Below are 13244 nucleotides of genomic sequence, written 5' to 3'. Positions count from 1 at the left end.
ATTAAGGAGGGCGGGAGTGGAAAGGCTCCACTCCCGCAACAAGGCCTAGTCAAACATTTCGTTGTACCCCTTGAGCACTTCAACATACTCGTTGACAACTTCATTGCAAAAAGACAATATATTTATAAATAACAGTGTAATGCGGGTTTTTGTTTTACCCTTTTTAATGCGCTTGATTTGCTGTCGGCTCTTTTTGTGGATCGCTTCACTGATTTCCTGTCCCCGTGTAATCGCTTTGCTGATTTTTCCCCGGTCTTCATCTTTAAAAATCTCATTGCTTTCACGGATAAATTTATCCAGTTCCTTGAGAATATCAGCCAATTCTTCTTTTTGATCCTTGTCCAGTCCGCGATGTTGATTCAAAACATGATTGGCGCTGACTTGTGCGATTTCATCCACATGCCGGCCCACACCGCGAATAGCAGCAATCGTCCGCGGACTGATCTCATCAATACTTTCAGGATCTTGCGTCATCGTCATGAATTCGCGCAACAATATTTTTCCATCATTTTTTAGTGTCTTTGCTTCTTCCTTACCGGCTTTTACCTGTTTCCGGTCTTCCTTTATCAGACCTTCAATAGAAAGAGTAATAACGATCCGTACCCGTTCAAAATAATTGGCGCATTTATGCACACAACTCAGAACCGGAGGCAATTCATCGGTTTTATCCTTTTTCATATATTCTTCAGCATCTCGGTTTTTATGGATCAGATGCGTACGATAGACCATGTAAACGGCAAAAAGCACCAGAAGGATCATTGCAAAAATACGGAATTGAAAAATCAGAGTGGCAAAAACACCTGCCATAGTAAATGCAATAATCGCAGTCAGAAACCATCCGCCGATCACTGTAAACACTCCGGTGATGCGGTAGACCGCGCTTTCGCGCCCCCATGCACGATCAGACAATGATGCGCCCATAGCCACCATAAATGTCACATACGTGGTGGAAAGCGGAAGCTTGAGAGAGGTTGCAAACGAGATCAGCGCGCTGGCAACCACAAGTTCGACGCTGGCGCGCAAAAGATCAAAGGCCGGGCGGTCTTTAAATTTAATCTGGTTCAAAGGAGACTGACTTTCATCAAACCGTTCATTAACTTTATTCTGGATACTGATCGGTGTGATGGATTTGAAAAATTGAGTAACATTGCAGGCCATCCGGACAACAACTCGCGATAAAGGAGTTGCCTGAAAACGTTCATTATGCTCCGTATCCTGTCGGCTCAATCCAACCTGGGTCTTGGTCACACTGCGTGCTTTTCTCGAGCGCACCAGAGTAACCACCATGATAACACCGGCAATTAAGAGCATCCAGTTGGCCGTTTGAACCTCACCCGCCATCGTGTCCATGGGCGTTTCCAATGGGTTAAGCGGATTGGATGCGGCAATCCGAAACGCATGAAAACCCGCAATCGGAACCCCGATAAAATTGACCAGATCATTGGCGGCGAATGCCATGGCCAGAGATCCGGTTGCCACCAGCACGATAATCTTTAATATGTTTATTCGGGTAAACCAGGTCAATAGCTGAAAGATGATGGTCCAGAACGCAAGACTGCCCCCCATAATCAGCATCGTGTTTGCTTTTATCCATGCCACCACATCATCGGTCAGTAACGTTGAGCCTTTTGCGCCCTTGATCAAAATAAAATAGGTAATCGTCGTTAATGCCACACCACCCCAGAGTGCGCCCCATTTTTTGATATTTTTTTCATATCCAAAGGAAAAGACGGTGCGAATAATCGACTGAATGATGGCTCCGGCGATGAACGCAACCACCACCGATAAAAGAATACCGCTGATGATGGCCAGCGCTTTGTCTGTATTGATATAGTCACCCAGCCTTGACAAACTATCGCCGGCTCTGATGATCTTGAGTGAGGAAACCGCAACAGCAGCTCCCAAGAGTTCAAAAACAATCGATACAGTTGTAGACGTAGGGAGTCCAAATGTACTATATAAATCCAGTAAAATGATATCGGCAATCATAACAGCGAGAAAGATGATCAGCAGGTCGCTCATCACAAAGTATTGTGGGTGAAAAATCCCCTTTCTGGCAACTTCCATCATACCGCTGGAAAACAATACACCCAGCAGCATGCCAATCGCTGCGACGATCATAATGGTTCTTTTCGACGCCGCCTGACATCCAATAGAAGAGCTTATAAAATTAACAGCGTCATTACTGACACCCACTATCAAGTCCGAAATGGCAAGACCAAAGAGCACAACAACAACAAACAGATAGAGCTCCATGAGTTCTGTATTCCTTTCTTTTTAGCAAACAGATGGCACTATTTTACGACCATAGTTTTTAATGTATAAACAGCGTCTTATTGTTATGTTAATCTATTATTAACTTTTTGTTAAGATTTTTTCCCTTGATTAATACCTGAATGACAGCTACATTATGTAAAATTAGCTAAATTTAATTATCTTGAGACAAAAATCAAATACTATATTGGACTTTAACCATGTCAAAAAAATATTGATTGTAGATGATGAAAAAGACATCCGGGACCTTTTGGAATTTAATTTAGAGGCAGAGGGTTATGTCATTATAAAAGCCAAGGACGGAGATGAGGCTTTAAAGAAAGCAGAAAATGCCAAACCGGATTTGATTTTACTGGACATCATGCTGCCGCAAAAGGACGGTTGGGAAGTATTGCGCGAACTCCGCAAAAAAACCAATACCAATCAAATCCCGGTGATCTTTTTAACCGCCAAAGATAATGAAATTGATGAAATTGTCGGGCTGGAGCTGGGAGCGGATGATTATGTGGTCAAACCGATTGCCATCCGGAAACTTTTAGCGAGGATAAAAAGCACCTTACGGAAACATTCAGCTCCTCTTGAAAAGAACCTGAACAAACAACTGCAATTCGGCGCTCTATACATTGATCCTGAAAGCTATAAAGTCAGTGCGCAAGACAAAGAAATCATGCTGACCAAAAAAGAGTTTGATATCCTGACCTTTCTGGCCCAGCGACCGGGCCGGGTCATCACCCGCAAGATACTTTTAGATGAACTTTGGGATGATAATGTGGTTGTGATTGATCGTACCATTGATGTACATATTCGTAAAATTCGTGAAAAACTGGAAAAACCCTTTATGGACCATATCGAGACAATCAAGGGTGTCGGATACCGATTCAAGAAAGAACTCTAAGTACATGCGATTGTCGCTTCGAAAAAAAATAATTCTACTCATCATCTCTTTGCTGTGTATATCCATCTTTATTTCCAGTATTATCTCTTCTTTCGAAATTCAAAAGTATTACAAAGCGCGAATTTTTGAACAACTGAGCACACAGTTACATGAACTCGATTTTATTTTATCAGAACGGTTACATGATTTTTCCAGTGATTCAACATATACCTTTTTCACGCGGTATGCCAAAAAATCAAACAAGCGCCTGACCCTGATCGATTCCGTCGGAACAGTCATTTTCGATTCCCAGGTTCCACTGGACTCTCTTCCGTATATTGAAAATCACATCAACCGGCCCGAGATCAGAGAAGCGCGTCAGTTCAAGCGGGGGCAGGATGAACGCACCAGCGCCACGATACATCAATTCATGTACTATGCCGCAAAAATCTATTCGCACAGCGGATCATCGAACAATATACATTACCTCAGACTTGCCATTCCCATGGAGGATATTCAAAAAGTGCTGGAAACCGTACGCTGGAAAATCATGGCGGCCGGCGGCATGGCATTGATTGTCGTTGTGATTATCAGCTACATCACAGCAAGCCATTTGACGTATCCGATTCACAAACTGTCTGTGGTGGCTGAAAAAATAAAACAAGGCGACTGGAACGCAAGATTCCACCACGAAGGCAATGACGAATTGGCTGAGCTTGCAGAGCTTTTAAATGAGATGATGGACAAACTGCGACAGGACTTGATCGAGATGAAAAAACTGCAGAAAATGCGCAGCGATTTTCTCGGCAACGTTTCGCACGAACTCCGCACCCCCATATTTACCGTTCAGGGGTACCTGGAAACCCTGATGCAGAATCCCAATGCGCCGCGGAAACAGCAGAAAAAATTCATCAAAAAAGCTTACCGTCAGGCCGACCGGCTGAACAATTTGCTCAGCGACCTTATTGACATTTCACGCATTGAATCCGGTGAAATGAAGATGACCATGGATCATTTTGATGTCCATAACTGGTTGAAAAAACACGCCTACGGTTTACGCGAAGTGGCTGAAGAAAATAATATCAAAATCGTCATGTCCAACAGTCACAACGACCACATTCGCATCTACGGCGACATCAACCGTCTGAATCAGGTTATCCAGAATCTTGTGCAAAATGCCATCAAATACAATGTCCCGGGCGGCAAGGTAGAACTGGGATACACGGTAAAAAACAATATCGTGGAAATATACGTATCCGATACAGGGAACGGCATCGAACAGCAGCATTTGTCACGCATCTTTGAACGCTTTTATCGTGTGGACAAAGAACGGTCGAGAGAGGTCGGAGGAACCGGATTGGGCCTGGCTATTGTCAAACATATTCTGGAAGCGCACAACAGCAGAATTCATGTTCAGAGTACAATCGGACAGGGCTCCCGGTTCAGTTTTGAACTGCCGAAAGCCCCGTCTTTTTGATCCTGTCCTGAAACAGCCAAGGTAATATCCGGAGGATATTACTTTTCATTCAGCAGACGATGCGCAGCATTGGCCGCGTAAATATAAACCGGTCCGCCGCTCACCACATATTCATTTTCTCCCCAAAAAAACGGCCAATCCTCTTTATTTTCCGGAAAATCAGGTTTCAAAACGACCACACCGGGGGCAACCCCGCCGGCGATAAACGAAAAATCCGCGCGATTGCTGCCATACGCCACTTTTTTGGACCAGGTGCCCACGCCGGACACAAAGGAAATACTGGACCCGGGATGACATCCATGGATATAATTTAGAGCTTTGAACACACCGTCCGGTCCGATAATGTCGGGAAAGGCTTTATGCAGCTTGTACTGACCCACCGCCATTCGGGTCACCCAGCCGCCGCCGCCCCAGGTTCCCCGGGAAATGGGGACACCAAAAGGATTATCGACTGAACGCGACATTTGCTCCTGCGAGCTTTTTAATTTCTCTTTAAATTCAGCGTTAATGGATTCCCCCAATTCGGGCAGTACAGGAATCAAATCAGGCGCCACCCAATTAAAACGCTCTGCAAGAGAGGGCCAGAGTTCCTGAATCCGATCCGCGTATTTTTCATCGCCGGTGGTGCGCAGCAGTTGAATCGCACAGTTCAGTTCTTCCATCGTCAGGTTGCCGCCGGTGACATTACCGGACCGGAACAGATCCGGCTCCTGGCTGTGTTCGCTTTCCCAGACATCCTGAGCGGTTTTCAAACATTCATCCGCCAGTTCAGGTTTATAGTCTTTCAATGCGCGACTGGCAGCAGCCAGTCCCGCAGCCGATCCATAATTAAGCGGAGTGGATTTGCTGGTAAACGCCCAGCGGTCATCAAAATTACCGCTACGGTTGCCTTGTTTTTCATGCGGCGCCAGATCACTGTCGTAAATCAAATTATCCGTCATGGTCAGTCCGTCACCCAGGTGATGATATTGATGCAAGTGTCCGACTATAATGCCGGGGATCGCATGCCCAACAGCGCGATGCTGCGCCAACAGCTGCAACACACCATGCTCAATCTGCTGCAATACATCCGGTACACCATCCGGATGATGGAGTTCCACACGCCGCGTTTGCTGATTCACATACGTATCATCGTGCCTGATGCCAAATTCCTCCCATACATCGACCAGCGTGGATACCACGGAATACTGAGTTTGAGTGCGAATATCATAATCACCCGCATCATACCATCCGCCGACATTCAATCCGGGGATATGTTCACCGGGTTCATAAGGGGAATCGGTTTCCGGTCCCTGAGCATAAAGGTCAAAATGCGTGTGATTCACAGGAGCCTGCAAAGCATCATCCAGATGAGAAGCGCCGTGCCAGACCCGATAGGCCTCATTCACCAGCATATGATCCATTTGTACCGGCATATACACTTCAAGCGAGGGATACCAGGCCGTTTCATAGATATCCTCAGCAATCCGGAACGCACGCGTCCGTTGATCGCCATATTCTATCACATAAATGCCGGATTTCTGAACGGAGGAAAAATCAAACATCAGATACTGATAACGAAGAAAATCTCCCCATGATTCGAGCGCCGCGCTGTAGGCCTGAATCAGACTACCGTCCTTGTCAACTTTGAACAGGGTTGCGGATTTTAGGGGCTCATCGCGCATATCCAGCTCGATCACTGCGGTTTTATCCTGATTCGGATGATATCCCAGCTGGGAATGGGCAATCACCGGAGTTCGGATCCAGTCCGGTTTTGTGCCGGCTTTGAGAAACCACTCGATCACTTTACCGGAAGTTTCCGTCGGAATCAGACTGCGCACAACAAACCAGCCGTTTTGCGCCTTGTTGCGTCCATCATACAACTTTAAATCAGCCGTGCGTGATTGGATACTGACATGCCGCTCCACATCTTCAGGAGCGAGTACGAAAATGTCGACCGACCGCCAACGGAAGCGGCTGGACCGAGCCCTCTTTGATCAGTCGCTCCGAGGTGGAAAAACCCTCATATTGAGGAAACGACGATTCTTCCTTGATCTGCATGGGGCCGGATGGATACAACGGAAAGACACCGGTCTGTTCATCCATCATATAGCTTTTTTCAAAATAAGCCGAAGGCAGAAACTCCATATTGAATCCGGCCCGCCCTTGCAGGTCATCCGGAAGGGGCTCATCCAGATGCACAGTAATCAGCACGCCGCCGTCTCTGGCTTGCGTTGCGATACGATAGTTAAAATCATAATCAGGATACCGCAAATAGGCCTGAACCGTTTGCTTGCTTTTGTCAACTTTCTTTTCAACAAATTCCGGTATGAGGTCCCACTGTTCCGGTGTCGGCATCAAGCGGACATCTCCGTTGGTCGCAGTGCGGACATCATGATGGATGAGTTCAATGGCGCTCATTTTGGCATCATTAAATGCGCCTTCATAAGCGTTATTGAATATCAGAATATTGAGACCGGGTTTTTCATAAAAGCCCTCTTCTGCATTCAAAGTCAGTGACTGCTGCGCGCTGACGGCAGTGATACAGCATATAAAAAATAAAAATGCCGCTGCTGCGAGATACAGTGTGACGGGTTTTTTTAGCAGGAAATTCATAATTTTCCTTTCTTCTTTAACATACAGAACCATTCTACATTCTTTATAATCTAGCTAATTTTTAATGGAAAATGTAGTTAAAAACTGTTATCTTCACTGTAAAGCAGCAGTAAACATCCGGGATATGCATTTTTTACAGCATACCTTCAGTTGAAAGACACATTGATATGATTGACGAAAAGACCAAATATAAAATTCTGCAAAAGATATTGACCAGTCAGGAATTTAAACACTCCTCGCTGCATCAAAACCTCCTGCAATTTCTGGTTAAAGCCTGCCTTGACAAAAAAACGATCAAAGAACAAACCATCGCTGAACATCTGTTTCACAAAAAAGCCTTTAATCCGGCTGAGGATACGAGCGTCCGCGTATCTGTTTACAAGCTGCGAAAAAAACTGGAACAGTATTACAGCAACTCGGGTAAAAAGGATCCGGTTAAACTCGTCATTCCCAAAGGTCATTATCAGGTCCGATTTGTACACACTCAGAACAGCGAGATCAACCGGCTCTTTTTCTTTATCAAAACCCACAAAAAATGCTTTTTTATTCTTGCGCTGTTTGCATATATTCTTTACCTGCATCTCTCTGTAATACCGCAAGGCACTTTGCAGAGCAACCGCAAAAAAATGGTTTTTACGCCGTTGTGGAATTCAATCACAGACCATGATTTCCCCCGCCTGGTCGCTCTTGGCGATCATTTTTTTTACGTCAGAGACGGCACCGACCCCGCCTCCCGAACCATCCTCCGCAAAGACAATATCAATTCGTTAAAAGACTTTGAGGCTTTTCTGCAGACCCGATCCAACCCGGATGACTTGAGACCTCTGCCCTATTATCTGTTTCCGCAAAACAGTGTCTGGCCGTTTATTCAATTGAACAACAGCATTTTGTCCCAACTCTCTTATAAACTGAAACCGGCTTCTCTGCTGACAGCGGAAGATTTGCGCAGCTATGATATTCTTTTTATCGGTTCTTTTCATACATTGGGAATTCTGGATGTTACATTCAATCATTCTGAACTTTCCTATCATGTATTTCCGAACCGGATCGTATTGAACACCGGATCGGACACGCTCAATTTTACGGATAATGCAGATCCGCAGAGATATCACATCGATTACGGCAGCGTGAGAAAAATCCCCGGCCCCGGCGGTAACACAATCATTATTCTGGCCAGTTTCCACGAAACCGGCACCACAGGAATCGTAAAGTATCTGACTGATCCGGAAAGCATCAAAACCCTGAACCAGATTATGATCCGGCGGTTTGGTCGTCTACCCGATTTCTTTGAGTTTCTTTTCAAATCAACCGGATATGATCGAACCACCTACAAAACAGAAATTTTGTATATTCAGGAAACAAATCCAAATGCGGAGGCCTGGTAACCGGCCGAATCCCGGTCGCCGGGAACCCGGGCCCATGCGTCAAAATACTATAACATAAAAAAAGCAATCTATGCAAACAACCATCATTACAGGCGTGGCCATGAGCGGCGGTGTGGACAGTTCCGCAGCCGCTGTTCTGTTGCTGAAACAGGGATATAGCGTGTTCGGCATCACCATGATTCATTACGAGTCAAAATGCCGGAGAGCGGCTCAGGCGGCAGAGGATGCCCGGCGTGTTTGCCAAACGCTGGGTATTGAGCATCGTCTCTACTCACTGCAATCGGATTTCCAGCACAGAGTCATTCATGAATTTATCCGCGAGTATCTTGCCGGGCGCACACCCAATCCCTGTGTCACCTGCAATCGAACCATCAAATGGGGGCTGTTGCAGCAAAAGGCTCTGGAACAAGGAGCAGAGTATATGGCTACCGGGCATTATGTGCGTCTGTTTCGAAACAGTCGCTATCAGCTAATACGTTCCGAAAACCGGGACAAGGATCAATCTTATGCCCTGTGGCGCCTGACGCAGGATCAGCTGGCCCGCAGTATGTTTCCGCTGGAAGGACTCTCCAAATCCAATGTACGTGAAATCGCTCATAATTCCGGCCTGGATATTGCGCACAAATCCGAGAGTCAGGATGTCTGCTTTATTCCGGACGATGATTACAAACGCTTTCTCATTGAAACGCTCAAAAAAGAGGGGGTTAAAATTGAACCCGGGGAAATTGTAGACATGCAAGGGAATGTGCTGGGGGAACACAAAGGCATTCCGTTTTACACCATCGGACAGCGCAAAGGACTGGGTATCGCTCTGGGCAAGCCCGCCTATGTTGTGGAAATCGATGCCGACCACAACCGTATCCGGATCGGTGACCGTTCGGATTTGCTGGCAAACGGCCTGCACGCTGATAACGCCAACTGGGTTTCGGTTTCCCGGCCAGACCCGGGCACACCGGTTACAGCCCATATTCGATACAATGATCCCGGTGCGGCTGCGATGATCACGCATGTCAATGACGATTCCTTTACCCTGCGTTTCGAGCATGCGCGTCCCTCAGTCACCCCCGGACAAAGCGCTGTCCTGTATCAGGGTGACAGGCTCATCGGCGGCGGGATCATTGATTCAGCTCTAAAAGACCAAGTCTATTAAATTAATTCCGTCAGTGTGTGGACGTTTTTCTTTTTGCTTTGGTAACGCCGGGTATGTTCCACCTCTTTACCGATACGCTTCATCATACGCACACAATCAAGCGGATATCGGCCGATTGAAGTTTCTCCGGACAACATGATCACATCCGAGCCGTCATAAATGGCGTTGGCTGTATCGCTCACATCCGCCCGACTGGGATGCGGGTTGTCGATCATGGATTCCAGCATCTGGGTGGCGGTGATCACGGGTTTGCCGACCCGATTGCAGGCCTCGATCATTTGTTTCTGCAGCTCGGGTAGTTTCCAGGCTTCCAGTTCCACCCCAAATCGCCGCGCGCAATCATGATGGCATCCGTCTCTTGCAGAATGGCATCGAAATTTCGAATTCCTTCCGGATTCTCGATTTTTGAAACAATCCGAATGTCCGTCCCCCAAAGCCGCCCGCGCATTTCGCGCACATCCTCTGCATTGCGGGTAAACGAATCTGCAATAAAATCCACCTTTTGCTGAATCGCAAATTCGATCATTTCTACATCCTGGGGCATCGTATAGGGATAATCAATCACCGTGTCCGGATGATTCAGACCTTTACGCGAGCGAAGCTGATCGCCATATGTCACCCGGCAGTGGATTTTTCCGGACTGCACAGATTCCACACGCAATCCCACATAGCCGTCATCGATCAGCAATCGATGCCCGGGCTTGATATATTGATCCAGACTCGGATAACTCACCGGAATACCGCGGGCGGTATCATCAACGACTGGATATCCTTGTTCGCTTTCTTCCGGAACCAGCAGAGTAATCCGCTCACCGCTGTGAACCGGCAGAGGGTCCGGAAAATCGCCCAGTCGTATCTTGGGGCCTTTGATATCAAATAGAACATATCCGGTGGGGGTGCAGTCACGAAAGTCATGGATCATGCGGATATATTCACTTTTTTCGCCATGCGAACTGTTGATGCGGACTCCGGAAATACCGTTTTGACAAAGATCATTGATTTTATCGATGGTTGCCGGACCCAGGGTGGCCAGTATTTCGGTTCGCATAGGCGCTCCTTTTAGTTTTCGCTTAAATTTAGTATCTTTATTCGCTTGAATCAACCGGGTACATTTTTTAAAAAGACGTATAACGAAAGGCCTTTGATATGCAGCCGACGATTGACATTCATACCCACGCGTTCAGTCCCAAAATCGCGGACCGTGTGCTGCAGCAGCTTGCCGATACTTACAGCATTGCACCGGCGGGCAGCGGACTCCTGGACGATCTACGGCGTCATCTTGATGCTGCCGGTATTGACAAAGCCGTTGTCCACAATGCCGCAACACGTCCCGCCCAGGTGATGCCGGCCAACAACTGGGCGATTCAGGTACAGACCAGTCGTCCCGGCTTGTACAGTTTCGGCACCATTCACCCGGAATACGCGGATTGGGAAGCTGAGCTTAATCGACTTGAATCTTATGGCATTCATGGTCTCAAGCTGCACGCGGATTTTCAGGGCTTTGATCTGGCGGATCCGCGGCTGGAGTCTGTTTTTGCTGCTCTTGAAGGCCGCTTTGTGGTGATGCTGCATGTGGGAAATGAACAGCCGCCGGACCGGTCACCGTCATCTCCGCACAAGGTGGCGCGTATCAAGCGCAAGTTTCCGGATCTCAACCTGATAGCCGCTCATTTCGGCGGCTACCTGCACTGGCCGTATGTCGTCGAACAGTATCGGGATCTGGACATTTATATCGATACTTCCAGTTCGCTGGATTTTATCAGCCAGTCCGATCTTGAAGCCATTTTCAACACCATACCCCGAGACCATATTTGCTTTGGCAGCGATTATCCGCTTTACCGGCCCGCGGAGACACTACAACAACTGGGGTCCCGACTGAACTTGTCAGACTTGCAGATCAAGCAGCTGCTGACCAACGCCAACCCTCTGCTTGCTGCCTGGGATGCACATGACGCCGAACGCTGACGCTTTCCGTTTGCAGTTCAATTACAGTTGCAGAGCTTGACCCTGGCGTTTTGTCATACGCTTCGGCAGCGCATCACTTTCGAGTTCGCTCAAGGCATCGGCACAATCCAGCGGCCAGTTCTTGGTCTCGGCCTGTCGTTTTGGCCAAGCTGTGCAGATCAGAATCCGCACTCGCAACGCACGACCGGCATCAAATCCGACACGCATCCTGTGCTTTGGAGACGTTTTCGCGGCAAGCTCCTGCAAGTTTTGCTGTTTTTTTTAATCTGCCTGTTTGATTTGCCTCAAAATAGTCTTATATTTCGGACTGTTTTAAAATACAACATTCGAATGCAAAACAAAAGCAAAACATCAGATTTCCAATATACCAACGTGATCACGGTCAGTGCGGCGCACATGATTCATGATATTTATTCATCGTTTCTTGCACCGCTTTTACCATTCCTGATCGAAAAACTGGGGATATCCTATTCGCTGGCCGGATTGTTATCCGTATTTCAGCGTTTGCCGTCCCTGCTGAATCCTTTGGTAGGGATTCTCGCGGACCGGCTGTCAATGAAAACCTTTTTAATTGTTTCACCGGCGCTGACCACGGTTGTCATGAGCTTACTGGGACTGGCGCCGTCTTATACAGCAGCTGTCATCCTGTTGATTGTCATGGGAATCAGTTCCACCATGTTCCATGTGCCGGCCCCGGTCATCATTCGCAATTTATCCGGCAACCGCATCGGCAAGGGTATGAGCTTTTACATGCTGGGCGGTGAACTGGCCCGCACCCTCGGACCCTTGACCATACTCGGCGCAGTCTCGCTGTGGGGCCTGGAGGGTTCATGGAAACTGACCCCGTTCGGACTGCTTGCCTCGGGAGTTTTGCATTGGCGACTGCACACGGTCAAGGTGCAGAATCACAGTGAATCCCGGCGTCCGCATCTTTTCAGGACATTGAGAGGATTGGCGCCGTTTTTCCTCACCCTGTCTGCGGTTGTGTTTTTCCGGGCGCTGACCAAAAACGCGTTTACCACGTTTCTGCCCACCTTTATGACAGCCAAGGGCGCTTCGGCCTGGACCGGCGGCGGACTGTTGTCCATTCTGCAGCTTTCCGGCGCAGCGGGTACATTCCTGTCGGGCAGCATATCCGACAAAATCGGCAGAAAACCAACCTTGATCATTATCTCTATCGCCGCTCCTGTATTAATGTGGATATTCATCATTTCAGGCACGCTGATCCGTATCCCCGTTCTGATTCTCCTGGGCTTTTTTATCTTTGCCTCCGGCCCGGTTCTATTGGCGCTGGTGCAGGATAACGGCTCCGGCCGGCCGGCATTGATTAACGGGATTTATATGACCATTAATTTTACAGCCGGTTCACTGGTCTCTGTACTCATTGGCGGCATGGGTGATTTATGGACACTGGAAACAAGTTTTAAAATTGCGGCGCTTGTATCGCTGCTGGGGATTCCGGCGGTTTGGCTGCTGCCGGGCGGGAAAAAAGATCACCGGAATTGATATATCCGGTGATCCCGG

The 13244-nt window shown here is 47.6% G+C and carries 10 protein-coding genes and 1 pseudogene; 6 read left to right on the top strand and 5 right to left on the bottom strand.

Translation table 11 applies throughout. From position 1 onward, the window contains the following. Positions 1–45: 45 nt before the first annotated feature. On the bottom strand, positions 46–2256 hold the full coding sequence (locus U5R06_09605; protein ID MDZ7723037.1) for an inorganic phosphate transporter: 2211 nt from the start codon (positions 2254–2256) through the stop codon (positions 46–48). 181 nt (positions 2257–2437) lie between these two features. Between U5R06_09605 and U5R06_09600 the strand changes: the two genes are divergently transcribed. Next, entirely contained in the window at positions 2438–3169 is a 732-nt protein-coding gene (locus U5R06_09600) for a response regulator transcription factor (protein ID MDZ7723036.1), read from the top strand. A gap of 4 nt (positions 3170–3173) precedes the next feature. Then, complete coding sequence (locus U5R06_09595; GenBank protein ID MDZ7723035.1) at positions 3174–4625, top strand: ATP-binding protein; 1452 nt, start codon at positions 3174–3176, stop codon at positions 4623–4625. A 38-nt stretch (positions 4626–4663) separates the two neighbouring features. On the opposite strand, the gene U5R06_09590 is transcribed toward U5R06_09595, so the two are convergent. Beyond that, positions 4664–6532, bottom strand: a complete 1869-nt coding sequence (locus U5R06_09590; GenBank protein MDZ7723034.1) for a glycoside hydrolase family 9 protein — start codon at positions 6530–6532, stop codon at positions 4664–4666. A 4-nt stretch (positions 6533–6536) separates the two neighbouring features. Further along, positions 6537–7220, bottom strand: coding sequence for a hypothetical protein (locus U5R06_09585; protein ID MDZ7723033.1), 684 nt, complete (start codon positions 7218–7220; stop codon positions 6537–6539). Between the two features lie 167 nt (positions 7221–7387). Between U5R06_09585 and U5R06_09580 the strand changes: the two genes are divergently transcribed. Both U5R06_09580 and mnmA read left to right on the top strand, forming a co-directional pair. After that, positions 7388–8605, top strand: coding sequence for a helix-turn-helix domain-containing protein (locus tag U5R06_09580; protein ID MDZ7723032.1), 1218 nt, complete (start codon positions 7388–7390; stop codon positions 8603–8605). 70 nt (positions 8606–8675) lie between these two features. Then, positions 8676–9755, top strand: coding sequence for a tRNA 2-thiouridine(34) synthase MnmA (gene mnmA / locus U5R06_09575; protein ID MDZ7723031.1), 1080 nt, complete (start codon positions 8676–8678; stop codon positions 9753–9755). On the opposite strand, the pseudogene pyk reads toward mnmA, so the two are convergent. After that, positions 9752–10803 (bottom strand): annotated as a pseudogene (pyk, locus tag U5R06_09570) (pyruvate kinase). The gene mnmA and the pseudogene pyk overlap by 4 nt on opposite strands. A gap of 98 nt (positions 10804–10901) precedes the next feature. Between pyk and U5R06_09565 the strand changes: the two are divergent. Further along, positions 10902–11720: an amidohydrolase family protein gene (locus tag U5R06_09565; GenBank protein MDZ7723030.1), complete on the top strand. Its 819-nt coding sequence runs from the start codon at positions 10902–10904 to the stop codon at positions 11718–11720. A 21-nt stretch (positions 11721–11741) separates the two neighbouring features. Here the strand turns inward: U5R06_09565 and U5R06_09560 are convergent, their stop codons facing one another. After that, positions 11742–11927 (bottom strand): hypothetical protein, encoded by a 186-nt coding sequence (locus U5R06_09560; GenBank protein MDZ7723029.1) that lies wholly within the window; start codon positions 11925–11927, stop codon positions 11742–11744. Positions 11928–12050: 123 nt separating this feature from the next. On the opposite strand from U5R06_09560, the gene U5R06_09555 reads away from it, so the two are divergent. Further along, a complete protein-coding gene (locus U5R06_09555) occupies positions 12051–13226 on the top strand; it encodes an MFS transporter (protein ID MDZ7723028.1) in 1176 nt (391 codons plus the stop codon). The last annotated feature ends 18 nt before the right edge of the window (positions 13227–13244 follow it).

It is taken from the genome of candidate division KSB1 bacterium (assembly GCA_034521575.1).
Taxonomy (GTDB): Bacteria; Zhuqueibacterota; Zhuqueibacteria; order Residuimicrobiales; family Krinioviventaceae; genus JAXHMJ01.
Note: the sequence above shows the minus strand (reverse complement) of the source record. Positions and strands in the feature narration are given on the sequence as shown.